Origin of the sequence: Labrenzia sp. VG12 (assembly GCF_002237595.1) — a bacterium.
In the GTDB taxonomy this organism is placed as follows: domain Bacteria; phylum Pseudomonadota; class Alphaproteobacteria; order Rhizobiales; family Stappiaceae; genus Roseibium.
On sequence record NZ_CP022529.1, the window covers coordinates 3,257,508 to 3,282,886 of the forward strand.

The following is a 25,379-nucleotide window of genomic DNA, read 5'->3' on the forward strand; positions in this document are numbered from 1 at the left end:
GTTAGCCGGGGGACAAGATGAAAAAACAAGCCGTTGCCAAACTCAGTACATTGCCGGACAGAGAGCCCCAATATGCGCTGGTCGCCGATGTCGATCTGGTCGTCGTGCGCTTCGATGATGACGTCTCGGTGTTCTACGGCCGATGCCTCCACCGCGGCGCGCTGATGTCGGATGGTTATGTCCAGGGCGACAACCTGATTTGCGGTCTGCACTACTGGGACTACCGCCTCGACAGCGGCGTCTCGGAATACAACAATTCCGAGGCCCTGCCCAAGTTCCAGAGCTGGGTCGAGGGTGACGACGTTCTTGTCGATGAAGAGGAAATCGCGGCCTGGGCAAAAGATCATCCGCAACCGTTTCAGCGCGATCAGTATCTCGGCCTTTATGCCGATACCAGCCACGGCACCGAGGAAGAACCTTACACTGGCCTCATCCAGCAATATGCCCGCGACGGCCTCACCAAGACCGGCCATCACGGACGTGTCGACGCCATGGGCGTGCCGCGCACGCAGCTGCCCGACTGGGACGATATCCAGATCCTGACCGCCCAGCTGCAGCGCTTTCCCCTGCTTGACGGCGACCCCGTCGGCACCGATGTCGTTATCGGCCCGAACGCCCAGAAGCCGCTGCGCCTGAAGATCCCGCTCTTTGTCTCCGACATGAGTTTCGGCGCGCTTTCGGAGCCGGCGAAGATCGCGCTTGCCCGCGGCGCCGAGCTTGCCGGCACCGGCATCTGTTCCGGCGAAGGCGGCATGCTGCCGGAAGAGCAGGAAGCCAATTCCCGTTACTTTTACGAACTTGCCTCGGCGCGGTTCGGCTTTGACTGGCCGAAGCTCAACAAGGTCCAGGCTTTCCATTTCAAGGGAGGTCAAGGCGCGAAGACCGGCACCGGCGGGCATCTGCCCGGCGCGAAGGTCAAAGGCAAGATCGCCGAGGTGCGGGGGCTAGAAGAAGGTACGGATGCCATCTCGCCGCCGCGCTTCCCGGACTGGACGGAGTGTTCTGAGGTGAAGGATTTTGCCGACGAGGTGCGCAGCCGCACGGGCGGCATCCCGATCGGCTACAAGCTCTCCGCCCAGCATATCGAAAAGGACATCGACGCCGCGCTTGAGATCGGCGTGGACTACATCATTCTGGACGGCCGCGGCGGTGGCACCGGGGCGGCCCCGATCATCTTCCGGGACAACATATCCGTGCCGACCATCCCGGCGCTTGCCCGCGCGCGGCGCCATCTCGACAGAAGCGGTCGCAGCGATGTGTCACTGGTCATCACGGGCGGCCTCAGGAAACCGGCCGATTTCGTGAAGGCCATGGCTCTTGGTGCCGACGCAATTGCCGTTTCCAACTCTGCAATGCAGGCGATTGGCTGCATTGCCATGCGCGCCTGCCACACCAACAACTGTCCGGTCGGGATTGCCACCCAGAAACCCCATCTGGTCAACCGCCTGCAGATCGAAAAATCCGCCCGCCAGCTGACGAATTTCTTCGAAGCGTCCGTGGAGCTGATGCAGGTGATGGCGCGTGCCTGCGGCTATTCGCATCTGAACCAGTTCAACCCGGACGACCTGACAACCTGGAAACGGGAAATGGCCGATCTGTCCGGTGTCGCCTATGGCGGCGTTGCCTGACCTGACACGACTTTGAGGGAGAGAGACTTATGGACACGGAAAATCTCGACTGGATCAAGGTCGGCACCACTGACGATCTGCCCGAAGGCCGGGTCAAGACGGTCACGGCCCGCACCACCTCGATCTGCCTGTCCCATTTCGACGGCCAGTGGGCGGCCATGGACAATCACTGCCCGCATCAGCGCGGTCCTCTGGGCGAAGGCTCCATCGAAAAGGGCACGGACGGCAAATGCTGGATCCGCTGCCCCTGGCATGGTTGGGATTTCGACCCGCTGACGGGTGCCCCTCCCGGTGGCCACGAGGATTCGGGCCAGAAGATCTTCCCTCTCAAGATCGAGGACGGCGAGATCTTTGTCGGCCTGGAAGCCGAACCGCCGCATGAGCGCACGGTGACCGACGTCATGGCCGAGACCATGGTCAACTGGGGCGTGAAACGCATCTTCGGCATGGTCGGCCATTCCAATCTCGGCCTTGCGGATGCCATTCGCCTGCAGGTCAACAAGGGTAATCTCGGTTATGTCGGTATTCGTCATGAGGGCGCAGCCGCCTTTGCGGCCTCCGCCTATGGCAAGCTGACCGGCAAACCCGCTGGCTGCCTGACAATTGCCGGACCGGGGGCCACCAATCTCCTGACCGGGCTCTGGGATGCCAAGGTCGACAGGGCGCCCGTCCTGGCCCTGACCGGCCAGGTACAGACCCAGGTGTTCGGGCCGGGTGCCTTTCAGGATATCGATCTGAAATCGGCGTTCGAGGCCGTCGCCCGGTTTTCGCAGCCCGTCCTGTCCTCATCCAACCATGCGGAACTGATGACGCTCGCGCTGAAGACCGCCACACTGGAGCAGGACGTCAGCCACCTGATTTTCCCGGACGACGTCCAGACCATCGCGAGCGACCAGGCTCCGTCCGGGCCCGAAGGACGGGTCTCCCGTTCCGAAATCAGCCCGCCGCCGGAGGACCTGCAAAAGGCCCGCGAGATGTTGCAGGAGGCCAAACGGCCCGTGATCATCATGGGCTACGGTGCGTTGCAGGCCCGTGAGAAGGTCATCGAACTGGCCGAACATCTGGGCGCACCGGTGCTGACGACCTTCAAGGGCAAGGGCCTGATACCGGACAATCATCCGAACGCCGCCGGTGTACTCGGGCGGTCCGGCACGCCGATCGCAAGCTGGCTGATGAACGAGGCCGATCTGATCCTGGCGCTCGGCAGTTCCTTCTCCAACCACACGGGCATTGCGTCTTACAAGACTATCATCCAGGTCGACTACGAGCGCATGCAGCTCGGCAAGTTCCATCCCGTTTCACTTCCCATCTGGGGCGAGATCGGCGCCTTCTGTGACGCAATCCGGCCGAAGCTGGAAAAGTCTGCGCATGCGGCCTATCAGCTCGCCGAACTTTTCGAACGCTGGCAAATCTGGCGCGATGAAAAGGAAACCCGTCTGACGGAAGACCGTGGCCAGGGCATTCACTCGGCTGCAATCTTCAAGGTCCTGACGGAGCTTTGCCCGGAAGACGCGATCATTCCGGTCGATGTCGGCAACAACACCTATTCCTTCGGCCGCTATTTCGAACCGCGCGGTCAGCGCATCCTGATGTCCGGCTATCTGGGCTCCATCGGCTTCGGTCTGCCGGCGGCGATCGGCGCCTGGTGCGCCACGCAGGATTTCGAGGAATACCGGGGCCGCAAGGTGATCTCGATTTCGGGTGACGGTGGCTTCGGCCAATACGCGATGGAGTTTACCACCGCCGTGAAATACGGCATGAACATCACCCATATCCTCCTGAACAATTCCGAACTCGGCAAGATTTCCAAGGAACAGCGTTCCGGTGAATGGCCAGTCTGGGAAACCACCCTCACGAACCCGTCCTTCGCCGCCTTCGCCCGGCTTTGCGGCGGGCATGGCCACCGGGTCACGGACGCCTCAGAGCTAGGGGATGCCATCGGCGCGGCAATCGCCCTTGACGGGCCGTCGCTGGTGGAAATCGTCACGGATGCGGATCTGGTGTGATGGCGGTCCACTCTCCCACTTTGTCATCCCGGCCGAAGCGAAGCGCAGAGCCGGGACCCAGGACTCCCCGGAAACCCCGGTGCCATCGACCGTCTGATGATGAAAGGTCCTTGGTCCCCGCTGTCGCGGGGATGACAGGTTGGGGCAACACCTTCTTCACGTCGTCATCCCATGGCTTGACCATGGGATCCACACCGTTTCCCATCCGCTTGAATGCTCGTTTCGGGGGCATGGTTGGGTTACGGACGACGAGGTCGAGCCCCGCAATAACGCAAACAGATGGCTTTTCAGCTCTTGGCAACGCAGCCGTCTCGGCTAGTCTGTTGTCAGGGCATTCCGAGCTGAGGGAGGGGAGCACGCAGTGCAGACAGCATCCTTGTTGCTAGAGATCGGCCGCTATTACCTGATGGCCGGCGGCGTGGTCGCCGCCGCCTTCCTGGTGATCGGCATTGACCGGGTCGAGCCCTCCGCGCGCGGCTCATACGTCTTCCGGCCCTTGCTCATTCCCGGCATCTGCCTGATCTGGCCCCTTGTGCTCTACCGCTGGCTCAAGCTTGAACGCGGCGAGGAGGACGCAAGATGAAACGTGCCCACCGAACCGCCCATGCCCGGATCTGGACCGTTCTCGGCATCCTGTTGCCGCTGGTCTTCTTCACGATCCTGGCCCTGAGGCAGACACCACCGGCCGACCGTCCTGCCGTCCTGATCGAGGCTCCTGCCGCTACCTCCGCCGGAGAGACCGCACAATGAGTGTTCAATACACCCCGGTCATCTGGAACCGGAACAAGATCTTCTACGACGCGGTCCTTCTGATTGCCGTTGCGCTCTATCTCTATGTCTTCATCCGCGTCGGCCCGTCTTATGAGGATGTCAGCAAGCCGATCGACGGCGCCATCCTGCGCATGCGGGCCTTCGGCAGCTGCGCCTTCCTGATGTTGACCGTGATCCTGTGCATCGGACCGCTTGCCCGGCTTGACCGGCGCTTCCTGCCGCTCCTGTACAATCGCCGGCATTTTGGCGTGATGACTGCCGGCATCGCGGCCGTGCACGCCAACTACGTCCTGACCTGGTATTTCAACTTCTCGCCGACGGATCGCTATGTCGCGCTTCTTTCTTCCAACACCAGCTATGGTCAGCTTCTCGGATTTCCGTTCGAGACCCTGGGGATCGTCGCGCTTCTGATCCTGTTCGTCCTGGCAGCCACCAGCCATGATTTCTGGCTGAGTTTCCTGGGCGCACCGATCTGGAAGGCGCTGCATATGTCCATTTACGTGGCCTATGCCTGTGTCGTCCTGCATGTGGCGCTTGGAGCCTTGCAGGGCCCGGCCGATCCGATCTTCACCAGTGTCGTGGCTGCGAGCGTCGTACTTGTCTCCGGCCTTCATTTTGCGACCGGTCGCATGGAAGCGAGGCGCGAACGCGGTGAACGCACCGCTCAAGCCTCGCTGGAGCAGCAGGGCTGGGTCGTTGCCGGTGACCTCGACGAGATCGATGACGACTGCGCGAAGGTCGTCACCCTCGCCGAAGACGAACGGGTCGCCATCTTCAAGTATGACGGCAAGCTGTCGGCGATCACCAATGCCTGCGCCCACCAGAATGGTCCGCTCGGTGAGGGCAAGGTGCTCTGGGGCTGCATCACCTGTCCCTGGCATGGTTACCAGTACAATCTGGCTGACGGGCGCGCCCCGGCACCGTTTACCGAAAAGATCTCCACCTACCGGCTGCAGCTGATCGGCTCGACCATCCTGCTGGATCCGAACGCCCTTCCCCCCGGAACCCATGTGGACCCAGTCGAGATCGGAGACGCGGCATGAGCTGGAGACAGACAAAAGATGCACCGTTTTTCGTCGGCTACCTGAACGCAGTGCCAAAACCCCTTGTGATGTTCCTGGCCGTCTTCTCGGTCTGCTTTGCCGCTGGCCTCGGACTGGCGGCGCTGGCGCTGTCCTCCACCCAGAACGACCCGGGCAGCGGCGGCTTTCAGTGGGGCAACCGCTTTGAAAATGTCGGCATCCTGGAACTCCGCCCCTACCCCGTTTTGCGCGTCCCTTCGGACGGCGAGACACCTGCGCGGACCTACATGCTGACCGGACAGGGCAAACGCGGCGCATTTGACCAGGCCGAAACCAACAGGGGCGAATCCGTGACCCTGCGCGGTGTCCCGGTCGCACGGGGCGACCTCACGATGATCCAGGTCGGCCGTGTTGAAGCCGTTGAAGGTGAAGTTGCCGGATTTACTCCATCAGAACCTGTCCCCCTCGGTCGCTGGAAACTGACCGGCGAGATCTGCGACGGCAAATGCTACGCCGGAGCCATGCGTCCGGGCCGGGGCCTCGCCCACAAGGCCTGTGCCGATTTGTGCCTCACCGGCGGTATCCCGCCCGTCTTCGTCTCCTCAGGCGACGTCAACGGCCGCAACTTTTTCCTGATGGCCGACAGCGACGGCAATCTCCTGGGCGACGAGATCGATCCGCTGCTGGCCCTTTTCATCGAGGTGGAAGGCGATGTCGAACAGCTTGACGATCTCCTGGTCTTCAAGGTGGATCTGGCAAGTGCGAGGATCCTGAAATGAGCGACACCCCGCAAAAACCCGCCTGGCAGACCATCCTGGTGGCACTGATCGCAACCGCGATCTTTGTCACCGCCGCCTACTACGTCTGGATCTACGCCAATATCGGTGTCAGAACGTTCGACCTCACCAAAGGCACACTGTTCACCGATCTCAGGTTCTTCATCGGTCTGCTCGCGGTGTTTCTGGTCCTGTCAGTGCTCGACAGGATCATCGAATTCGTGAAATCGAAAAGCGGCGGCGGACACTAGGCCTTATCTCTCCCTGTCATCCCCGCAAAAGCGGGGACCCAGGAAGCTTCAAAACTAGCAGCTTCAATCAAGTTGTTGTGGGGATCAGGGCCCCGGATCTCCGATACGCTCCGTCCAGGATGGCTATCGGTCTCCACCTTTTCACCTCATCCTGAGGAGGGTCGAAGGCCCGTCTCGAAGGGGGGGCAGCAAACACTGGAACAAGCGACCACTCCTTCGAGACGCGCGCAAGCGCGCTCCTCAGGATGAGGTTTCACAGGGAGCTGGCTAGTTAACCGCGCACCAGGTCCCGCAGCAACGCGTTGAACTTATCCAGCTCTTCCATGTGCGGCGCATGGCCGGAGTTTTCGAAGCCGTGGAAATGATAATCCGGTACGTTCGCGGCGTGCCAGGCATGCACGCCTTCACCATAAAGCTGGCTCTTGAGGCCCGCCGCCAGATGGAACGGCACCGGGAAGTCTTTCAGGAGCGGCCGAAAGTCCTGTGCCGTCAGCGACGCCCACATCGGGCGCAGCATTTCCGGGTCTGCCGCAGCAATTTCCTTGCGGGCGGCAGCCAGTTGCCCCGGAGCAGGTTCAATCCCTTCCGCGAACAGCCGCAACGCAATCCGGCCGGGCAGTTTTGGCCAGTCGGCCACCATGGCCTCCAGAACATGCCGGTTCAGGTCCGCATTCAGGCCGTTCAGGGTGCCGTTCGTCCAGTCTGCCGTGTTCAGCACCTTCGGCGACATGTCGATGGCCACGAATTCTGCAATCCGGTCGGCGCCGTAACGCTCGATGAGGGCGTAGGAAACCAGCGCTCCCATCGACCAGCCAACCAGAATGATGTTCTCAAGCTCCCGCTCGACCAGGGCGGCATAGACCGCATCGGCCGCCGAAGCGATGGAGAGCGGCAAGCGCCCCGCCGTTATGCCATGGCCGGGAAGATCTGGAACAATGCACCGCGCGTGTGATTTCAGCGCATCGATCTGGCCTTGAAAGAACTGCCCGGGACAGGACCAGCCATGGATCAGGACCAGCGGCCGGCCCGTGCCTTCATCCCGGATATGCAGCAAATTGTCGTTCACGCACGCCCTGCCCGTAATCGCCCGACAATGCCTGACGGGAAGAAATAAACCGACAAAATAAACAGGACACCCAGCCAGAGCAGCCAGCGTTCGGGCGCCACCAGTGTCGACAGAAACGGTACGGCACTGGTCGCGTCGGCCGCCACGCCCATCAGGTTCTGCAGATAGGTCTGCGCCAGGATGAACAAGGTGGCCCCGAGCACGGCTCCATAGAGCGTCCCCATGCCCCCTATCACGACCATGAGCAGTATGTCGATCATGATTTCCATCGAAAGTGTAGTTGCCGGACCCGTGTAGCGCAGCCAGATGGCCAGCAGCGACCCGGCCAGGGCAGCCATGACGGCGGACAGAACCGTTGCCGTCGTCCGGTACCAGACCACCCGATAGCCGATCGCCTCGGCACGGAAGGCATTGTCCCTCACCGCCTTCAGCGTTCGGCCGAAGGGCGAGTTGACGATGCGCAGCATGACCAGGAACAGGATCGCGGAACCGAAGAACACCAGGTAATAGGCCAGCAGCTTGCCATTGATCCAGACCCCGAACACCTTCTCCTTCACCAGCTTGAAGGCAGGCGTCAGCTCTCGCGGGATCTTGTAGTTGAGCCCGTCCTCGCCGCCGGTGAGCCAGGACATCTGCGAGATGAAAACGGCAAAGGCGCTCGCGACCGCCAACGTTACCATGGCAAAGAAGATGGCCTTCACGCGCAGGGAGAACAGTCCGATAGCCAGCGCGAAGAGGGCCGCCACCAGCGCGCCGGCAGCCGTGCCCCAGATGAGTGACGTGTAGGAGGGTCCGGTGGAGGACAGCGCAAGCGCTGTTCCATAGGCGCCGATCCCGAAAAACATCGTATGGGCAAAGGACACGATCCCGGCATAGCCGAGCAGCAGGTCATAACTGGCCACCAGCACGATGAAGATGCAGATGCGCGCCGCCGTCTCCAGCGACTTGGTGCCCGGAAACAGAAAGGGGGCGAAAGCAAGCGAGATCAGTACGATCAGCAAGAGCGCGGTCAGGAGGCCGCTGCGCGGTGTGTCGCCCGAAAGAAGTCTTGTCAGCATGTCTCTTTCCGCCCCTTACTTCGCCTTGACCACGGGGTAGAGCCCCTGCGGCCGCCACATCAGGATCACCACCATCAATGCAATCGTTGAAATCAGCGCCACCTTTGGCGCCAGGAACGCCGTGTAATTGGCCAGGAGCCCGACCAGCATCGCGCCGATAAAGCAGCCCTCGACCGAGCCGAGCCCGCCAATGATCACCACGATGAAGACCAGCACCATGATCTCCGAGCCCATATGGGCCGTGATCGTTTCCTGGTAGAGCCCCCACATGACACCGCCGAGCCCGGCCAGCGCCGAACCGGTCATGAAGACGATCAGGAACAGGCGGCGGATGCGGTAGCCGAGCGACTCGACCATCTCGCCGTTTTCCACGCCGGCCCGCACCAGCAATCCGATCTTGGTGTTCTTGAGAATGTGGCGCATGGCCAGAAACAGTGCGACCCCAATGCCGACGGCGACCAGCCGGTATTTCTCGATGGCGGCTTCTCCGAGCACCCAGGACCCCTGAAGGGCTTCGGGTCGTGAAATGTGCAGCTCATCGGGGCCCCAGACCACGTAGATCATCTGCTGGGCAACGATCAGTCCGCCCATGGTCACCAGGATCTGTTTCAGGTGCTCCCCATAGACGGGCATCACAATCACCCGTTCAAAGGCATAACCAAGCAGCCCGGTGACCAGCATCGCCGCCAGTATGGCGATCAGGACGGCGACGAGGTTCATCATCACGCTTGGCGAGGCCGTCCAGCCGGCGAGCCAGGCGAGCACAGTGAAACCGACAAAGGCGCCGACCGCCACAAAGGCCCCGTGGCCGAAATTGATCACGTCCATCAGGCCGAAGACCACCGTCAGGCCGGATGCCATGATGAAGATCATCATGCCCATGGCAAGACCGGCGACCGTCAGTGTCAGCCAGCTCGCCGGATTGCCGATCGCGACAAGGCCGGCGACCGCCAGCAGCGGCACGAGCAGAAGCGGCAGCTTCTGGAAAAACTGCTCGCTGATCGGCACTTTCTCGATGCGGGGTTTGATCGAAGTTTCGCTCATTGATGTGCCTCCAGGCTCAGTCCCATCAGCTTTTCCTGCAAGCCGGCGTCGTTCGATAGCTCCTGCATGCAGCCGGAATGAATGATGCGGCCGTCATCCATGACGGCGACCGTGTCGCCGATCGAAGAGGCCATCGCGAAGTTCTGCTCCACCAGCAGAATCGTGGTGTCGGTTTCCTTCAGCTCCCGCAGCGCATCGGTCATCGCGCGGATGATCGCCGGTGCGAGCCCCTTGGTCGGTTCGTCGATCAGGATCAGGCGCCGCGGCTCGATGATCGCCCTTGCAACCGACAGCATCTGTTTCTGGCCGCCGGACAGGGTTCCGGCAGAAGAATTCCAGAACGTGCCGATCGGCGGGAACAGTTCCTTGATCCAGGCGAGCCGCTTGGTGTCCAGGGGTCCGCTGGCCGCGGCCAGGATCATGTTCTCCGCCACGGTCAGGTCTGTGAAGATACCCATGTCTTCCGGGACAAAAGCGATGCCCCGGCGGGAAATCTCCGGCGTCGACAGCCGTGTGATGACATGGTCCTCGAAACGGATATCGCCCTGGCTGGCCGTCCAGAGCCCCATGATCGTGCGCAAGGTGGTGGTCTTTCCGGCACCATTGCGGCCCAGAAGCACCGTGACACCGCCCACAGGTACCGTCAGGTCCACGCCCTGGAGAATGTGATAGGGGCCGATATGGGTGTGCACACCGGAGAGTGTCAGAAGATTGTCGGCCATCAAGCTGCCTCCCCGGCCGCGTCCGGCGCCTTGCCGAGATAGGCCTCCTGCACCACCGGCAGGGCAATCACCTCGGCCGGTTCGCCGTCGGCAACGAGTTCGCCGTTATGCAGGACAATGATCCTGTCCGCGAGCGTGCGGATGACGTCCATCTTGTGTTCGACCAGCAAGATGGTGCGGTCCATGTCGGCCTTCAGCTTCTGGATCAGTTCCAGGATCACCGGCACTTCATCGACACTCATGCCGGCGGTCGGCTCGTCGAACATCAGCACCTGCGGCCCGAGCGCGATCAGCAGCGCCACTTCCAACTTGCGTTGATCGCCATGAGGCAAGGCCGAGACTGTCTGGTCGGCCTGATCGATCAGCCGGACTTCGGACAGAACATGGTCGGCCCGCTCCAGAAGCTCGACATGGCTTTCGGCAATGGAGAAGAGATCGAAGCCCTTGCGTGCCTTGGCCTGAGCCACCAGCCGCACGTTCTCGCGCACGCTCAAGGTCGGAAAGAGATTGGTGAGCTGAAATGCCCGCCCGATGCCGCGATCCGTACGGTCCGGCACGGACATCTTCGTGATGACTTCCCCATTCAGGAGCACTGTGCCGCTGGTCGCGGTCAGCTGGCCGGAGATGAGATTGAAATAGGTGGTCTTGCCGGCCCCGTTCGGTCCGACAATCGCCGTCAGCGTGCCCCGGTCGAAAGCGCAGGAGACATGATCGACCGCCACGTGACCGCCAAAGCGGATCGTGAGGTCCTTGGTTTCAAGAATCGGGTGTTCCTTGGCCACGGTAAGTGTTCCCAGGTTGCAACGAAGACGAAACTGTATCGGATGAGACACCGGCTGCACAGGCAAGCGAATGCCGGTCGAAATCTGACCTGAAGGTCAATGGCGCGGGCCACGAAGGCCCGCGCCAAGAAAATTTTTACTGGTTGCGGATCGGGATGTTCATGTCCTCGATCTTGAGTTCGCGCACCAGCTCCGGGATGCCCCACTCGACGTCCGGATCAACCCGGATCTTGAAGTGATACATCGGCTGCAGGGCCTGGTGGTCTTCGGCGCGGAACATCATCTTGCCCTTCGGGCTGTCGAATTCCATGCCTTCCATCGCCGTGATCAGCTCTTCGGTGTCGGTGGACCCGGCCTTGCGGATGGCCTCAACGATCGCGATCCCCGCAGACATGCCACCTGCGGTGAAGAAGTCCGGCGGCGCATCGAAACGCTTCTGGTGTTCCGACACCAGCCAGTCATTCACCGGGTTCTTCGGAATCTCGTAGTAGTAATAGGTCGCCCCTTCCATGCCCGGCAGTTCCTTGTAGGCCTTCATCGCCGCCAGGATATTGCCACCGGTCGCAATCTCGACACCGAAGCGCTCCGGCTCCATTGCCTTGATCTTGCTGATCGGGTTGCCGCCACCGGCCCAGATCACGAAAAGGAACTTGCGGCCCGGCTCGTCCTTGAGCGCATCAAAGACACGCTGCGCATTGGCCGTGAAATCCTTGGTATCGGTCGGCGCATATTCCTCGAACACCAGCTTGGCACCCGTGCCTTCCAGCGCTTCCTTGAAGGCGGCTACACCATCACGGCCAAAGGCATAGTCCTGAGCCAGTGTCGCGATGGAAACACCTTCCTGACCAAGCGCGACGGCATTGGCGATTGCGTCCTGCGAGGAGTTGCGCGACGTGCGGAAAACGTAGCGGTTCCAGTTGGCACCCGTGATGGAGTCTGCCACAGCCGGCTCGACGATCAGAAGTTTTTCATATTCCTCGGCGACCGGCAGCATGGCCAGTGCAACACCGGAGGAAACCGGTCCCACCGCAACATCGACTTCATCGTCGCCATAGGCTTCGGCCAGCGCCGCCTTGCCGATATCCGGCTTCAGCTGCGTGTCCTTTTCGATCACCACGATCTTGCGGCCATCGATCTCCATCGTGCCGTCAGTGGCATATTCCAGCCCCATGAGAAGGCCGGTATGCGATTGCTTGGCATAGGCTTCAAACGGCCCGGTCTTGCCGTAGACATGCGCGATCTTGATATCTTCTGCCATGGCACCTGCCGCAGAAGCCGCCGCGAAGCCGAGACCGGCCAGAACCGGCACTGCCCAGCGGAATACGCGTTTCGTCATGAATTCTCCTCCCGTTGCGCGCGAGGCTCGCGTATTGACGAAGCCGCTCCCACAGCCCGCCAACGCCCGAATTGCCGCCTGACGCTGCAACATATGACACATGAATCAGTATTCATGTCAAGAAAGAAAACGAAGGATTTGCAGGCAGTTTGGTGAAGTTGCCGCTGTTCACCGTGCGATTTCGAAGCGGTGGTGAGCAGGTCAAACGCTGCAATCACACCGAGAGATCAACCCGATAACGTGTCGCTGACACGTCATGATGACAGAGCCTGCGCGAGACCCGCAACCTGTAAGTTCAACAGTTGCAGCTGATGAAGCTTCGCCGCTGCTCCGGCTAAGAACAATGCCGCGGAACGGAAGACAAAGCGTTTTGACAGGCCCGTCCGGCGGTACATTCCCTCAAAAACATCAGCGCAATGATGGCGAGGTCAGCCTTAGCAGCCACAAAGGCCCGAAAACACCAAGACAACGGCATCCACTCCACCTATGATCGTCAAAAATGACAATTAACCGGGGGAACATCATGCCAAAGACCATCAAGGGACGTTTGTTATCACTGCTGCTGGCAGCATCTGGAGCCATTGTTGCCGTTCCGGCGCTCGGCACCGCAGACGAGGTCAGCGCTGTCGACTTCACGAGCGCCACCACGCCACCGAGCAAATTCAAGATCAAGCAGGCCAAGGCCAAGGGCATCGAGCTGAAGCCAAAGCCGGGTTTTCCGATATCCGGCAAGCTTGGCTTTCCCGATGGCGAAGGCCCCTTTCCGGCCCTGGTGCTGCTGCATGACTGCCAGGGACCTCAGGACTTCCAGGACAGCTGGGCCGAAATCTTTCGCCGGTCCGGCTACGCCACACTCCAGGTCGACAGTTTTTCTTCCCGCGATGTCTCGGGCACCTGTGAAGACGTGCTGGGGGAAGGCGTCAGCGGTCTCGGCGGGGAGCGTGTCATGGACGCCTTTGGCGCCCTGGCCTACCTGAAAGCACACCAGAAGATCGATCCGGACCGGATCGGAGCCGTTGGCTGGTCGAGGAGCTCGACCACGGGCAGCGCTCTCAGGGACGGTTCGCGCCAGTTTTTCGGGGCGGGTTTCAAAGCGGTCGTCTCGTTCTATCCCAACTGCAAATCGGTGGCGTCGGCCGTTTTTGCCGATCCGATCCTGATCCTGAACGCCGGCAGGAATGACTGGACCCAGCCGGAGCTCTGCTCCTCCCTTGCCGCAGCGGATGCAAATGTCGAGATCGTCGAATTCCCCGAAGTCCTTCAAGGGTTTGATGATCCGAAATGGGGCACGGAAACCGTGATGACGGACTATCAGAACACGCTGAAAAGCCCGACCTACGGCGTCACCTTCGGATTTGACGAAGCAGCGCGCGCCAAGGCCGAAACGTCTGCCCTGGAGTTTCTGAAGGAAAAAATCTAGGCGGGTCAAATGCAGTGCCCGACCAGCCCAACCGCCCTCACCGCGAATGCGGAGAGGGCGGAAATCCCAATTCAATTGCCACAGGCTCAATTGGCAGCTACTGGGAGGCTGATCACGCGAAAGAACTCGGATTCGGACCTGAAATGAAGATTTCAATTGCAGCTTTGAGCCTGGCCCTGATTGTTGCTGGCTGCTCTTCCGATCCGGCTCCCACCTCCTCCGACGTCGTTGCCTTTCTTGAAGCCAATACCCAGGGCGCTGATCAGGCGAAGATTTCGCTGGATGCCTGCCACCTCAAGATATCCTTTGAGAGTGATGTAAAGGGACCGAACGCGATTGCGCTCCTGAGCAAGGCTGTGCTCATGGCCGACCTTTCGAAATTCGATTTTCAAACGGTCGGGATCCGGCCACTGCCGGACGGTGGTTCCGTGCTCATCGCTAAATGGCTCGAAACTGCGGAATACCCGACGCCACTGGCAAGCAAGCTGCTCGAATTCTCAACGCAGAGCCACAAGGATTTTCAGCCTGGAGAGCTGACACTCAAGGCGTCAGATGGCTCAGTCAGTGAAGAAAAACGCATGACACCGAGCGATCTTCAGGGGGCAGACGCGCAGGATCTCGTAGACCTCTTTCAAAAGCCCGGCGGAACAGTCAGTTTTCGCCTGACCAGCCTCATGACCGGGGACGCAAACGGCGTCACCCAATTGCCAACGCCGCACGAGGACGGTCCGGCGTTTCATGCATTTGCCGAAAATGCACTTACCCTGGAAAAACCGGAGGCGCTGCTGGTCAACCTTACCTTTCTCGGTGACACCGCAGCCCCGGACCAGCTGTTTGGCGGCCTGGTGACGATCCCGAGACAGTTGACCTTCAGTGTCGGTTCCGACGAGAAGGCAAAGGAGCTGACAGGACTGTTTTATCACTATGTCCAAGGCTCCTGCCGCACCTGAGTCACGCCATTGACGCTCTGTCAGCGAGCCGGTTTGTCATGTCATCCGCGCTGCAGAACATGATCAGCCCGCAGAATTGCAGTGGCGCCTGCCCACGGTTCCGGGCAGGCACATCACCAGCAAACTCTTGCAGATAACTCCGGCAGGCGGGAGATTTCTAACGCAACCTCTGTTCCGTCCTGGCATCGAAGAACAGCGCCGAGGCCGGGTCGAAGTTGATGGAGACCCTCCCGTCGGAAACAGGCGCATCTTCGCCCTTGGTTTCGACGATCACACGTTCTCCGGTCGGGCAGATGAGATAGGAATAGGCAACACCGCCAAGCTGCTCGCACAGGTCCACCTTGGCCCCTTCGCTTGCGGCTGAGACCTGCAGATGCTGCGGACGCAGGCCGACCAGCACCTTTTCTCCCTTGGCTGGCAAGGTGACGGAAGTCGGTACGGAGACGTCGCCAAAGGCGGCAATGCTGACAGCCCCCTCACCGGCGACACCCTCGACGAAATTCATGCTCGGGCTGCCGATGAAGCCGGCGACGAACTTGTTGTCGGGATCGGAGTAGAGCTGCATCGGCGAGCCGACCTGCTCGATATTGCCGCCACGCAGCACCACGATCTTGTCGGCGAGCGTCATCGCCTCGACCTGGTCGTGGGTGACGTAGATCATGGTCGCGCCGATGTCCTTGTGCAGGCGGGCGATTTCCACGCGCATGTCGACACGCAGCTCGGCATCGAGGTTGGAAAGCGGCTCGTCGAACAGGAACACTTCCGGCCCGCGCACGATCGCGCGGCCGATGGCGACCCGCTGGCGCTGGCCGCCGGACAGGGCCTTCGGCTTGCGTTTCAGATAGGGATCGAGCTTCAGGATCCGGCTGGCTTCGGCGACCTTCTCCTGGATCTCGGCCTTGGGATGGCCGTTCATCTTCAGGCCGAAGCCCATGTTTTCCTCGACACTCATGTGCGGATAGAGCGCATAGGTCTGGAACACCATGGCAACCCCGCGTTCCGCCGGATCCGTCCTGGTGACGTCGCGCCCGCCGATCTCGATCTTGCCCGCTGTGGTCTCCTCCAGGCCGGCGATCATGCGCAGAAGCGTTGACTTGCCGCAGCCGGACGGACCGACAAACACACAGAACTCGCCGTGCTCGATCTCAAGGTCCACTCCGTGAATGACTTCCAGATCGCCATATTGCTTGACGGCTTTTGTCAGGGTGACGCCAGACATGAAATTCTCTCTCCCAGGATCAGGTTCAGGCGGGGAACTGCCAGTCCTCGACTGCCGCGGCAATCTTGGAGGCGGTGTCGAGCAGAACCGGGCGCACGTCCATCAGTTGCTCCAGGCTCTTCCGCTGCGTGGATGTGGTCACGGACAGCGCCCCGATGGGCCTGCCCTTTGAATTCAGGATCGGCGCGGCAATGCAGATGATGCCCGGCTCGTGCTCCTCCCGGTCGAAGGCGACGCCCTCCCGGCGGATCCTCTCCAGGTCGGCGCGCAGGGCGGCCTCGGTGCTGAGCGTCGCCGGCGTATAGGCATAGAAGGACTGCTTGCGCAGGACGTGATCGAGTTCGCCCGGCTCAAGAAAGGCCATCAGCGCCTTGCCGACACCGGTGCAGTAGGCCGGCCCGACCTTGCCGGCCTGCGAGAACATGTCGATGGCATTGAGCGGATTGCGCTTGTCGACATAAAGCACCTGGCCGCTGTCGAGCTGCGCCAGGTGAACGGTCTCGCCGGCGGCTTCGGACAGCGCGCTGACAAATGGCCGGGCGATCGGCGCGATCGAGCTCTGGCGCCAGGCGGCATGGGCAAGACGCACGAGACGGATGCCGAGCGAATAGGTCTGCTGGCTGTCGTCATAGGCCAGCATGCCCTGGCTCACCAGGGTCTGCAGCAACCGGTAGAGCGTTGCCTTGGGATGTGTGCTGTCGGCCAGAAGCTCCGAGAAGCGCACGGGCCGGCCGACGGCCGCCACCCTGTCCAGCACTTCCAACGCCTTTCCGACCGTGCCATCGCCGGTCGCCGGACCCGCCTGTTTGTTCATCCATTCCTCCATCGGCCCGTTTCTTGACGTCGAACCTGTTGACAACTTAACCCGACGGGATCAAAGTATCAATATACAAAACCAAGTTTCACATAATGGAACCGAAAGGGAGGACACCATGCGTTCCATGCTGAAAACGTCCGTAGCGGCATTTGCCATGTTGGCAACCGCGATGGGCGCAGCCAATGCTGACGGCCTGACAGGCAATCTGAAAATCTTCCTCGACACGTCGAACCCGGCGCCCCGCGCGACCATGGAAGAGATGATCGCCCAGTTTCAGGAAAAGAACCCGGACCTGACCATCGAGACCACGGTGATCGACCGGGAAGCCTACAAGACCCAGATCCGCAACTTCCTGACCGCCAATGCGCCGGATGTTGCCACCTGGTATGCAGCGAACCGCATGCGTCCTTACGTGGAAGCCGGCCTGTTTGAAGACGTGTCCGACCTGTGGGACGGCACCGACCTCGGCGAGAACCTGGCCTCGACGAAAGGCGCAATGACCATTGACGGCAAACAGTGGGGCGTGCCCTACACCTACTATCAGTGGGGCGTTTACTACCGGAAAGACATCTTCGACGAGCTCGGCCTGTCCGAACCCACCACCTGGGAAGAAGAAAAGGCCAACTGCCAGAAGATCATCGATGCCGGCAAGAAATGCTACACGATCGGCACCAAGTTCCTCTGGACCGCCGGCGGCTGGTTCGACTACCTGAACATGCGCACCAACGGTTTCGACTTCCACATGGACCTGCTGACCGGCAAGGCCAAGTGGACGTCCGATGAAGTCCGTCAGACGTTTGCCAACTGGCGCGAGCTGATCGACATGGGCGCCTTCATCGACAACCACCAGACCTATTCCTGGCAGGAAGCGCTGCCGTTCATGGTCAAGGGCGATGCCGCCGCCTACCTGATGGGCAACTTTGCCGTCGCCCCGCTGCGTGAGGCAGGCCTTTCCGACGACCAGATCGATTTCTACCAGTTCGTTGAAATCAACCCGGACGTCGAACTGGCGGAAGACGCGCCGACGGACACGTTCCACATCCCGGCCAATGCCGAGAACAAGGAAAACGCCCGCGAATTCCTGAAGTTCGTGGCCTCCGCCGACGTCCAGACCTGGATCAACGACGGCAAGCACCTCGGCCAGCTGCCGGTGAACTCCAAGTCCTCCGTCGACAACGACAAGTTCCTGGAGCAGGGCTTCGAGATGCTGTCCTCGAACTCCCCGGGCGGCGTTGCCCAGTTCTTCGACCGGGACGCCCCGGCCGAGATGGCCAAGGTGGCCATGGAAGGCCTGCAGGAATTCATGGTCAAGCCTGACAACCTGGACAAGATCCTGGCCCGCCTGGATCGCGCCCAGGAGCGCATCTACAAGTAAGCTGCGCAATGCGTAGCCGGACGGGGAGCCCTGCTCCCCGTCCTCCGACCCGTTCCAGCCGCCGCGCCCAAGAGTTCACGACATGGCCCAAGCGTCCGTTACCGAGGCCCGCCAGAGTTCCTGGTGGCACCGCAACCAGCAGCAACTGACCCCATGGCTGTTCCTGGCGCCCGGGATCCTGTTTTTCCTGTTCTACGTGATCTTTCCGATCTTCCAGTCGTTCAACCTGTCGCTCTACGAGTGGGACGGGCTCGGCCAGGCGGAATATGTCGGTCTTTACAACTACGAGGAACTCTACTGGGACGATGCGTTCTACACCTCGCTGAAGAACAACGTCATCTGGCTTCTGCTCTATCTGGCCGCCATTCCGGCGGGCCTGTTCATCGCGCTGTTCCTGAACCAGACAGTGACCGGCATACGGCTCTACAAGTCCCTGTTCTTCTTTCCCTTCGTGATCTCCCAGGTCGTTGTCGGCCTTGTGTTCACCTGGTTCTACGACCCGACCTTCGGCATCCTGAACGTGCTGCTCGGCGCCGTCGGCCTGCCGCCGATCAACGTGCTCGGCGACGAGAACTGGGTCACCGTCGGCATCATCGTCGCGGGCCTGTGGCCGCAGACCGCCTATTGCATGATCCTCTATCTCACCGGTCTGAACGCCGTAGATCCGGAGCAGATCGAGGCCGGCCGCCTCGACGGTGCCAAGGGCTGGCGCATGCTCTGGTACATCATCGTGCCGCAACTGCGCCCGGCGACCTTCATCGCCTTCGTCGTCACCATCATCGGCGCGCTGCGCTCCTTCGACCTGATCTCGGTCATGACCAATGGCGGGCCGTTCGGCGCCAGCCGGGTGCTCTCGTTCTACATGTTCGAGGTCGCGCTGTCCGAATACGGCTTCCGCATGGGCTATGGCGCCGCCATCGCGGTTGTCCTGTTCCTGATCATGCTGGCCTTCATCGCCTATTTCCTCTGGTCGATGTACAAAGAAGAAAGGGCGCGCTGAGATGTTTCCGACACCGATCGAACGCACCTCCCGGTCCTGGCAGGTCACCTACCAGGCCCTCCTGCCGCTGGCCCTGATCCTCTGGCTGCTGCCGCTGATCGCCGTCGCGATCTTTTCCGTCAAGCCGGACGCGGACTTCGCCAACGCCAACTACTGGGGCTGGCCCTCCTCCTTCGAGGGCTTCACCAATTACGCGCTGGTCTTCACCGGCTCGGACATGCCGCAATATCTCTTGAACTCGTTCAAGATCACCATTCCCACGGTGATCGGCGCCGTTGCCCTGTCCTGCATGACCGGGTTTGCGCTCGGCATCTACAAGTTCAAGGCCAATATCTGGATCTTCTTCATGTTCGTGGCCGGCAACTTCGTGCCGTTCCAGATCCTGATGGTGCCGGTGCGCGATCTCACCCTGCAGATGGGCCTCTACAACACCATCACCGGGCTGGTGCTGTTCCACATCGCCTTCCAGACCGGCTTCTGCACCCTGTTCATGCGCAACTTCATCCGCGCCCTGCCGTTCGAGCTGATCGAGGCCGCACGGGTCGAGGGCATCGCCGAATGGAAGATCTTCTGGTACGTGGTGCTGCCGCTTATGAAGCCGGCCATCGCCGCCCTGTCCGTTCTGATCTTCACCTTTATCTGGAACGACTATTTCTGGGCGGTCGTGCTGACCCAGGGCGTCGAGAGCCAGCCCGTCACCGCCGGCATCACCTCGTTCAACGCCCAGTACCGGGCCGCCTACCACCTGATGAGCGCCGGCTCCATCGTCGCCGCGCTGCCGCCGGTCGCCATGTTCTTCCTGATGCAGCGGCATTTCATTGCCGGCCTGACCCTGGGAGCCGTGAAGTGATCTGCCAGCCCGTGAAAACCTGGCATCTGGGGGATCAGCACCAGAGCCTGGTGCTGGCCAGCTTTGACAACAGGTTGCCGGAAGCCGTCTATTGGGGCCCAGCCCTTCCCACAGGCGAGTCCCACAAGACGCTTTCGGCAGCCTCGCTCATGGATGTCACCGGCGGCATGGTCGATAAAAATGCAGCCATCAGCCTGTGCCCGGAAGCCTCACAGACCTTTCCGGGACAGACCGGCCTGACGGTCCGGAGCCGCGACGGCAACCCGCTGGCGCCGGCCTTCCGATATGAAAGCGAGGCTGCATCGGAGCACGGCCTGTCCCTTGTCTTTGCCGACAAGGCGCTCGACCTCACTCTTGTTCTCGACCTGACGCTGACGCCGGAAACGTCGCTCCTGAAACTGCAGACCAGGCTGGAAAGCGCGGACATCGTCCAGGTTGACTGGCTTGCGGCGCCCGTTCTGCCGGTCCCTGCCCATACCGGGGAGATGATCGAGTTTTCCGGCCGCTGGTGCGCGGAATTCCTGACCCGCCGCCTGCCGTTTGCGCCGGGCGCACGTCTGCGTGACAATCGCAGCGGACGCACGGACCATGCCCATTTCCCGGGTCTGATCGTCTGCACCCCCGGCACATCCAACACGCAAGGCGAGGCTTTGGCCTTTCATTATGGCTGGTCCGGCGGACACAGGATGGTCGCCGAAGAACTTGCCGACGGCCGCCGCCAGGTCCAGTTCGGCCATGCGGGCGGCTCTCAGGCCGCAGGGCGGCATTTCGTGACAGCGCCGCTTTATGCCACCTATTCGGCAGGCGGTTTCAACGGTGCTGCCATCCGTTTCCAGCGCCATGTCCGGGATGCGGTCGTCAAGGACATGCGCACGCCTCGGCCGGTGCACTACAATTGCTGGGAAGCGGTCTATTTCGATCACAAGCTCGATGAACTCAAAGCCATTGCCACGCATGCGGCGGGCCTGGGTGCCGAGCGCTTTGTACTGGACGACGGCTGGTTCGGCCTGAGAGACGACGACACGTCCTCTCTTGGCGACTGGGTCATTGACGGCCGGAAATATCCGGACGGCCTGACCCCGCTGATCGACCATGTCAAAGCGCTCGGCCTTGAATTCGGTCTCTGGTTCGAACCGGAAATGATCAACGAGGACAGCGACCTTTACCGCGCGCACCCCGACTGGGTGCTCGGCCCGTCCGACCAGACCCGGGGCCGGCAGCAGCTGGTGCTCGACATGGCACGCGAGGACGTCCGCACCCATCTGTACGGCCAGATCGCCACCATCCTGCGCGACAATGACATCGGCTACATCAAGTGGGACCATAACCGGGTCCTGCCGCTTGTCGATGCCGCCCAGACCGAAGGGGTTTATCAGCTGATCGATCGGCTGCGGGCCAACTTCCCGCAGGTCGAAATCGAAAGCTGCGCCTCCGGCGGCGGACGCATTGATTTCGGCATCCTGGAGCGCACCCAGCGGGTCTGGCTGTCAGACAGCAACGATGCCCTGGAACGCCAGCGCATCCAGCATGACGCGGCCCTTTATCTACCCGCCGCTGTCACCGGCTCCCATGTCGGACCGCGTCGCTGCCACACGTCCGGCCGAACGCTGGACATCCGGATCCGCGCCTGGACCGCCGCCCAAAGACACATGGGCTTCGAGATGGACCCGCGCGAACTGACGGAAGACGAAACCGATGTCCTGCGTGAGGTTACATCCTGGTGGAAAGCCAATCGGGACTGGATGATGCGTGCCGACATCTTGCGCCTCGACAGCTCCGACCCGGCTGTGATTGCCGAACAGCAGCTGGCCGAAAACGGCGACCGATTTGCAGTATTTGCGGCCCAGATACGTGCTTCCGACCAGATCCTGCCGCATCCGGTGCGGTTGACGGGGCTGGACCCGGCAAGCCTTTACAGGATATCTCTCGCCAATCGCGATCAGGCCCCGCAGCTTTCACGCGGATCGCCTTTCCTGAAAACAGAAGATCTTGAGGTCAGCGGACAGTATCTGATGTCCCATGGCCTGACGCTGCCCTGGCGGTTCCCGGAAACGATCTGGGTTCTGGAAGGCCAGCGGCTCTGAGTGCTGTTGCACTTCGAATATCAATAGAGCGGCGTTGCCGCCAAACCGAACAGAGGACCGTCCATGTACGCGAATTTTCCGGATCTCAAGGACGCTTCGGTTTTCATCACCGGCGGCGGCTCCGGCATTGGCGCAGCCCTGACCGACGGCTTTCTCGCCCAGGGGGCGAAGGTCGCCTTCGTGCAGCGCTCCGACGCCTCGGCGTTTTGCGACGAGATGGAACAGAAGCACGGCCGTCGGCCGCTTTATCTCCCGTGCGACATCACCGACATGACAGCCCTCAAGGCGTCTCTCGACAAGTCCGCGGCAGCACACGGTCCGGTGACCGTGCTGGTCAACAATGCGGCCAACGACAAGCGGCACACGACCGAGGAAGTCGACGAGGAATTCTGGGACTGGTCCCAGGCGATCAACCTGAAAGCCTATTTCTTTGCCTGTCAGCACGTGGTGCCGGGAATGCGGGCCGCCGGCGGCGGCTCGATCGTCAACTTCACCTCGATTTCCTACATGATGGGCAACGCCGGATATCCGGCCTACACGACCGCGAACTCCGGCATCAATGGCCTGACCCGCAGCCTGGCCCGCGAGTTCGGCCCGGACAACATCCGTGTCAATGCCATCGCGCCAGGCTGGGTCCTGACCCAGAAACAGAAGGACATGTGGGTGACGCCGGAAGGCCTCGCTGCTCACATCGGCCGCCAGTGTCTGAAGGAAGAACTGGCGCCGGAAGACATGATCGATCCGGTGCTGTTCCTGGCCTCCAGGGCCAGCAAGGCCATGACCGGCCAATCCATGGTGGTTGACGGTGGCGTCGTGGTGACGGGATGACAACGGGAACGGAAATTGCTTGGATCGCAGCGGATTGGGGTACGACCAATCTGCGTATCTGGGCGCTTGACGCTGCTGGTGACATACGCGCGCACCGCCAGTCGGACAGGGGCATGGGCAAGCTCAACAGGGATGGGTTCGAACCGGCCCTGCTGGACCTGATTTCCGACCTTCTTCCCGGAGAAGGCAGTCTGCCCGTCATCATCTGCGGCATGGCCGGTTCCCGTCAGGGCTGGGCAGAGGCCCCTTACAAGTCCGCGCCTTGTGCACCGCCAACAATTGACGACGCTACGATCTTATCATCCGACGACGCGCGGCTTGACGTACGCATACTGCCAGGCATCAAGCAGATGGCTCCGCCAGACGTCATGCGCGGCGAGGAAACCCAGATCGCGGGGTTTCTGGCCGACCACACCGCCTTTTCCGGAACCCTTTGCCTTCCAGGCACACATTCGAAATGGGTCGCCCTGAAGGATGGCCGGGTGGAACGCTTCCAGACCTTCATGACCGGCGAAAGCTTCGCCCTTTATTCCGAACACTCGGTCCTGCGTCACGGACTGGCCAGTGGCACTCTCAACATGGATACGTTCCGGGACGCCGTGGTCAGAACGGTCGAAACGCCCTCCGGGTTTGCGTCCGAGCTGTTCGCCGTACGTGCTGCCGGCCTGATCGCCGGCCAAACACCGGAAGAGGCCAGCGGCCGCCTGTCCGGGCTTTTGATCGGCGCCGAACTCGCAGCCGTGCGTGACAATTTCAATCTGGACGATGTCGTGCTGCTCGGAAGCGACAGGATCGCCACAAGCTATCGCAGCGCCCTTGGCTGTCTCGGCTATCAGGTGCAGATGCTGGATGCCGGCAGCATCACCTTGCGCGGCCTTGCGCTTGCCTATTCTTCTTTTTCCAAAGGATCATCATGAGCCGCAATCTGATCGCCATTTTGCGAGGTATTACACCGGACGAAGCACTTCCCGTCACCGAAGCGCTGATCGACACCGGCATCACCCGCATCGAGGTCCCGCTCAATTCGACCGACCCTCTGAAAAGCATTGGCTCCATGGCTGCGAGCTTCTCCGACCGCGCTGAAATCGGTGCAGGAACGGTCCTGGAACCTGACCAGGTGAACGACGTCAAGTCCGTTGGCGGCACGTTGATCGTCTCGCCGGACTGCAATCCCGATGTCATTCGCGCCACCAAGATTTGTGGCATGTCTTCGTTTCCAGGTGTCATGACGCCAACAGAATGCTTCACTGCCCTGCGCAACGGCGCCGACGGACTGAAGTTCTTCCCCGCGGCCCAGATCGGCCCCGACGGCCTCAAGGCCATGCTGGCGGTCTTGCCGAAGGGAACGCCGACCTACGCAGTCGGCGGTGCCGGCCCAGACAATTTTACCGACTGGATCCGTGCCGGCGCCGCCGGTTTCGGCATCGGCACCGCGCTCTACAAGCCCGGTTTCTCGGTCGCGGAGATCAGGAGCCGTGCGGAAACGATTGTTGCAGCCTATGATGCGGCGGTTTCTGACAACGGGTGACTTTCATGACCAGGGTATTTGATGACCGCCGGTGCACTCTTGGCGAGGGACCGCTTTGGCATCCCGAGCGCCAACAGATGTTCTGGTTCGACATTTTGAACCGGCAATTGCTGTCCCGTGAGGGTGACACACCGCTGGTCTGGCAGTTCGACGAATATGTGTCGGCCGCAGGCTGGGTGAACCGGTCCGAATTGATGATTGCCAGCCAAAGCAAGCTGTTCCTGTTCAATCTCGACACGGGTGCTTCGGAAAAGCTCTGCGACCTGGAAGCCGACAACCCGGTCACCCGATCAAATGATGGCCGGGCGGATCCGAAAGGGGGCTTCTGGATCGGCACCATGGGCATCAACGCCGAAAAGGGCGCCGGCGCGATCTACCGCTTCCAGCACGGCCAGCTCCACAAGCTGTTTGGAGACATCACCATTTCCAACGCCATCTGCTTTGCCCCGGACGGTGAGACCGCCTATTTCGCCGATACGGAAACGCAGGTCATCCAGAAGGTCGCGCTTGACGATGCCGGCTGGCCGACAGGCAGCCCCGAACCTTTCGTGGATCTGAGCGCAGAGAATCTCAATCCGGATGGGGCCGTTGTCGACGCAGACGGGTGTCTCTGGAACGCCCAGTGGGGTGCGAGCCGGGTCGCCCGCTACACCCCCGACGGCCGCTTTGTCGATGCCGTTTCCTTGCCGGGCAAACAGGCGACCTGCCCAGCCTTTGGCGGAAGTGACCTAACGTCGCTCTTTTCCACGACGGCCGCCGACGGCCTTTCCGGGGAGGAGGAAGGCAGGACCTATGTCGCAGAAGTCGGCGCCAAGGGCCAGAACGAGCACCGTGTGGCGCTTTAGG

Annotated in this window: 25 protein-coding genes; 17 read left to right on the plus strand and 8 right to left on the minus strand. The window is 61.3% G+C overall.

The features are described from left to right. Positions 1–17: 17 nt before the first annotated feature. From CHH27_RS15075 to CHH27_RS15100, 7 genes are all read left to right on the plus strand, one after another. The gene (locus tag CHH27_RS15075) at positions 18–1,628 is read left to right on the plus strand and encodes a glutamate synthase-related protein (RefSeq protein WP_094072322.1); all 1,611 of its coding nucleotides are present in this window, start codon (positions 18–20) and stop codon (positions 1,626–1,628) included. 29 nt (positions 1,629–1,657) lie between these two features. Then, the gene (locus tag CHH27_RS15080) at positions 1,658–3,634 is read left to right on the plus strand and encodes a thiamine pyrophosphate-dependent enzyme (RefSeq protein ID WP_094072323.1); all 1,977 of its coding nucleotides are present in this window, start codon (positions 1,658–1,660) and stop codon (positions 3,632–3,634) included. Positions 3,635–3,995: 361 nt separating this feature from the next. Further along, positions 3,996–4,217: a hypothetical protein gene (locus tag CHH27_RS15085; protein ID WP_094072324.1), complete on the plus strand. Its 222-nt coding sequence runs from the start codon at positions 3,996–3,998 to the stop codon at positions 4,215–4,217. After that, a complete protein-coding gene (locus CHH27_RS27960) occupies positions 4,214–4,384 on the plus strand; it encodes a hypothetical protein (protein WP_198338225.1) in 171 nt (56 codons plus the stop codon). The genes CHH27_RS15085 and CHH27_RS27960 overlap by 4 nt, the downstream gene beginning before the upstream one ends. Continuing rightward, positions 4,381–5,448, plus strand: a complete 1,068-nt coding sequence (locus CHH27_RS15090; protein ID WP_094072325.1) for a Rieske 2Fe-2S domain-containing protein — start codon at positions 4,381–4,383, stop codon at positions 5,446–5,448. Before CHH27_RS27960 ends, CHH27_RS15090 begins: the two co-directional genes overlap by 4 nt. Next, positions 5,445–6,206, plus strand: coding sequence for a hypothetical protein (locus tag CHH27_RS15095; protein ID WP_094072326.1), 762 nt, complete (start codon positions 5,445–5,447; stop codon positions 6,204–6,206). Before CHH27_RS15090 ends, CHH27_RS15095 begins: the two co-directional genes overlap by 4 nt. After that, entirely contained in the window at positions 6,203–6,454 is a 252-nt protein-coding gene (locus CHH27_RS15100; protein ID WP_094072327.1) for a hypothetical protein, read from the plus strand. The genes CHH27_RS15095 and CHH27_RS15100 overlap by 4 nt, the downstream gene beginning before the upstream one ends. Positions 6,455–6,725: 271 nt before the next feature. Here CHH27_RS15100 and CHH27_RS15105 read toward each other — a convergent pair whose 3' ends face one another. The 6 genes from CHH27_RS15105 to CHH27_RS15130 all read right to left on the minus strand — a co-directional run bounded on the left by CHH27_RS15105 (position 6,726) and on the right by CHH27_RS15130 (position 12,462). Then, a complete protein-coding gene (locus CHH27_RS15105; protein ID WP_208988236.1) occupies positions 6,726–7,520 on the minus strand; it encodes an alpha/beta fold hydrolase in 795 nt (264 codons plus the stop codon). Continuing rightward, positions 7,517–8,578: a branched-chain amino acid ABC transporter permease gene (locus CHH27_RS15110; protein WP_094072328.1), complete on the minus strand. Its 1,062-nt coding sequence runs from the start codon at positions 8,576–8,578 to the stop codon at positions 7,517–7,519. The genes CHH27_RS15105 and CHH27_RS15110 overlap by 4 nt, the downstream gene beginning before the upstream one ends. Positions 8,579–8,593: 15 nt before the next feature. Further along, positions 8,594–9,622 (minus strand): branched-chain amino acid ABC transporter permease, encoded by a 1,029-nt coding sequence (locus CHH27_RS15115; RefSeq protein ID WP_094072329.1) that lies wholly within the window; start codon positions 9,620–9,622, stop codon positions 8,594–8,596. Continuing rightward, positions 9,619–10,344: an ABC transporter ATP-binding protein gene (locus tag CHH27_RS15120; RefSeq protein WP_094072330.1), complete on the minus strand. Its 726-nt coding sequence runs from the start codon at positions 10,342–10,344 to the stop codon at positions 9,619–9,621. The genes CHH27_RS15115 and CHH27_RS15120 overlap by 4 nt, the downstream gene beginning before the upstream one ends. Further along, positions 10,344–11,126, minus strand: coding sequence for an ABC transporter ATP-binding protein (locus tag CHH27_RS15125; RefSeq protein ID WP_094072331.1), 783 nt, complete (start codon positions 11,124–11,126; stop codon positions 10,344–10,346). The genes CHH27_RS15120 and CHH27_RS15125 overlap by 1 nt, the downstream gene beginning before the upstream one ends. 136 nt (positions 11,127–11,262) lie before the next feature. Further along, a complete protein-coding gene (locus tag CHH27_RS15130; RefSeq protein ID WP_094074774.1) occupies positions 11,263–12,462 on the minus strand; it encodes a substrate-binding domain-containing protein in 1,200 nt (399 codons plus the stop codon). Positions 12,463–12,985: 523 nt separating this feature from the next. Between CHH27_RS15130 and CHH27_RS15135 the strand changes: the two genes are divergently transcribed. Continuing rightward, entirely contained in the window at positions 12,986–13,882 is an 897-nt protein-coding gene (locus tag CHH27_RS15135) for a dienelactone hydrolase family protein (protein ID WP_157738945.1), read from the plus strand. Between the two features lie 143 nt (positions 13,883–14,025). Beyond that, entirely contained in the window at positions 14,026–14,832 is an 807-nt protein-coding gene (locus CHH27_RS15140) for a hypothetical protein (RefSeq protein ID WP_094072333.1), read from the plus strand. A gap of 157 nt (positions 14,833–14,989) precedes the next feature. Here CHH27_RS15140 and CHH27_RS15145 read toward each other — a convergent pair whose 3' ends face one another. Further along, positions 14,990–16,051, minus strand: coding sequence for an ABC transporter ATP-binding protein (locus CHH27_RS15145; RefSeq protein ID WP_094072334.1), 1,062 nt, complete (start codon positions 16,049–16,051; stop codon positions 14,990–14,992). A 25-nt stretch (positions 16,052–16,076) separates the two neighbouring features. Beyond that, positions 16,077–16,865 (minus strand): IclR family transcriptional regulator, encoded by a 789-nt coding sequence (locus tag CHH27_RS15150; RefSeq protein WP_208988237.1) that lies wholly within the window; start codon positions 16,863–16,865, stop codon positions 16,077–16,079. Between the two features lie 118 nt (positions 16,866–16,983). On the opposite strand from CHH27_RS15150, the gene CHH27_RS15155 reads away from it, so the two are divergent. From CHH27_RS15155 to CHH27_RS15190, 8 genes are all read left to right on the plus strand, one after another. After that, positions 16,984–18,243 (plus strand): ABC transporter substrate-binding protein, encoded by a 1,260-nt coding sequence (locus CHH27_RS15155; protein ID WP_094072336.1) that lies wholly within the window; start codon positions 16,984–16,986, stop codon positions 18,241–18,243. 82 nt (positions 18,244–18,325) lie between these two features. Further along, positions 18,326–19,243 (plus strand): carbohydrate ABC transporter permease, encoded by a 918-nt coding sequence (locus CHH27_RS15160; protein ID WP_094072337.1) that lies wholly within the window; start codon positions 18,326–18,328, stop codon positions 19,241–19,243. A gap of 1 nt (position 19,244) precedes the next feature. Continuing rightward, positions 19,245–20,093, plus strand: a complete 849-nt coding sequence (locus CHH27_RS15165; protein WP_094072338.1) for a carbohydrate ABC transporter permease — start codon at positions 19,245–19,247, stop codon at positions 20,091–20,093. Beyond that, positions 20,090–22,177, plus strand: coding sequence for an alpha-galactosidase (locus CHH27_RS15170; RefSeq protein WP_208988238.1), 2,088 nt, complete (start codon positions 20,090–20,092; stop codon positions 22,175–22,177). The genes CHH27_RS15165 and CHH27_RS15170 overlap by 4 nt, the downstream gene beginning before the upstream one ends. Before the next feature lie 63 nt (positions 22,178–22,240). Continuing rightward, positions 22,241–23,005 carry an SDR family NAD(P)-dependent oxidoreductase gene (locus CHH27_RS15175; RefSeq protein WP_094072339.1) on the plus strand — a complete coding sequence of 255 codons (765 nt, stop codon included), beginning with the start codon at positions 22,241–22,243 and terminating at the stop codon, positions 23,003–23,005. Beyond that, positions 23,002–23,922, plus strand: a complete 921-nt coding sequence (locus CHH27_RS15180) for a 2-dehydro-3-deoxygalactonokinase (protein WP_094072340.1) — start codon at positions 23,002–23,004, stop codon at positions 23,920–23,922. The genes CHH27_RS15175 and CHH27_RS15180 overlap by 4 nt, the downstream gene beginning before the upstream one ends. After that, positions 23,919–24,533, plus strand: a complete 615-nt coding sequence (locus tag CHH27_RS15185) for a 2-dehydro-3-deoxy-6-phosphogalactonate aldolase (RefSeq protein ID WP_094072341.1) — start codon at positions 23,919–23,921, stop codon at positions 24,531–24,533. Before CHH27_RS15180 ends, CHH27_RS15185 begins: the two co-directional genes overlap by 4 nt. 5 nt (positions 24,534–24,538) lie before the next feature. After that, complete coding sequence (locus tag CHH27_RS15190; RefSeq protein WP_094074776.1) at positions 24,539–25,378, plus strand: SMP-30/gluconolactonase/LRE family protein; 840 nt, start codon at positions 24,539–24,541, stop codon at positions 25,376–25,378. The last annotated feature ends 1 nt before the right edge of the window (position 25,379 follow it).

Bases quoted from the DNA above. Each gene is read 5' to 3' on its own strand.
- CHH27_RS15075 (WP_094072322.1), top strand. From the start codon at position 18: ATGAAAAAACAAGCCGTTGCCAAACTCAGTACATTGCCGGACAGAGAG.
- CHH27_RS15135 (WP_157738945.1), top strand. From the start codon at position 12,986: ATGCCAAAGACCATCAAGGGACGTTTGTTATCACTGCTGCTGGCAGCA.
- CHH27_RS15145 (WP_094072334.1), bottom strand. From the start codon at position 16,051: ATGTCTGGCGTCACCCTGACAAAAGCCGTCAAGCAATATGGCGATCTG.
- CHH27_RS15115 (WP_094072329.1), bottom strand. From the start codon at position 9,622: ATGAGCGAAACTTCGATCAAACCCCGCATCGAGAAAGTGCCGATCAGC.
- CHH27_RS15110 (WP_094072328.1), bottom strand. From the start codon at position 8,578: ATGCTGACAAGACTTCTTTCGGGCGACACACCGCGCAGCGGCCTCCTG.
- CHH27_RS15180 (WP_094072340.1), top strand. From the start codon at position 23,002: ATGACAACGGGAACGGAAATTGCTTGGATCGCAGCGGATTGGGGTACG.
- CHH27_RS15185 (WP_094072341.1), top strand. From the start codon at position 23,919: ATGAGCCGCAATCTGATCGCCATTTTGCGAGGTATTACACCGGACGAA.
- CHH27_RS15080 (WP_094072323.1), top strand. From the start codon at position 1,658: ATGGACACGGAAAATCTCGACTGGATCAAGGTCGGCACCACTGACGAT.
- CHH27_RS15100 (WP_094072327.1), top strand. From the start codon at position 6,203: ATGAGCGACACCCCGCAAAAACCCGCCTGGCAGACCATCCTGGTGGCA.
- CHH27_RS15140 (WP_094072333.1), top strand. From the start codon at position 14,026: ATGAAGATTTCAATTGCAGCTTTGAGCCTGGCCCTGATTGTTGCTGGC.
- CHH27_RS15095 (WP_094072326.1), top strand. From the start codon at position 5,445: ATGAGCTGGAGACAGACAAAAGATGCACCGTTTTTCGTCGGCTACCTG.
- CHH27_RS15130 (WP_094074774.1), bottom strand. From the start codon at position 12,462: ATGACGAAACGCGTATTCCGCTGGGCAGTGCCGGTTCTGGCCGGTCTC.
- CHH27_RS15150 (WP_208988237.1), bottom strand. From the start codon at position 16,865: ATGAACAAACAGGCGGGTCCGGCGACCGGCGATGGCACGGTCGGAAAG.
- CHH27_RS15155 (WP_094072336.1), top strand. From the start codon at position 16,984: ATGCGTTCCATGCTGAAAACGTCCGTAGCGGCATTTGCCATGTTGGCA.
- CHH27_RS15165 (WP_094072338.1), top strand. From the start codon at position 19,245: ATGTTTCCGACACCGATCGAACGCACCTCCCGGTCCTGGCAGGTCACC.
- CHH27_RS15120 (WP_094072330.1), bottom strand. From the start codon at position 10,344: ATGGCCGACAATCTTCTGACACTCTCCGGTGTGCACACCCATATCGGC.
- CHH27_RS15160 (WP_094072337.1), top strand. From the start codon at position 18,326: ATGGCCCAAGCGTCCGTTACCGAGGCCCGCCAGAGTTCCTGGTGGCAC.
- CHH27_RS15090 (WP_094072325.1), top strand. From the start codon at position 4,381: ATGAGTGTTCAATACACCCCGGTCATCTGGAACCGGAACAAGATCTTC.
- CHH27_RS27960 (WP_198338225.1), top strand. From the start codon at position 4,214: ATGAAACGTGCCCACCGAACCGCCCATGCCCGGATCTGGACCGTTCTC.
- CHH27_RS15175 (WP_094072339.1), top strand. From the start codon at position 22,241: ATGTACGCGAATTTTCCGGATCTCAAGGACGCTTCGGTTTTCATCACC.
- CHH27_RS15190 (WP_094074776.1), top strand. From the start codon at position 24,539: ATGACCAGGGTATTTGATGACCGCCGGTGCACTCTTGGCGAGGGACCG.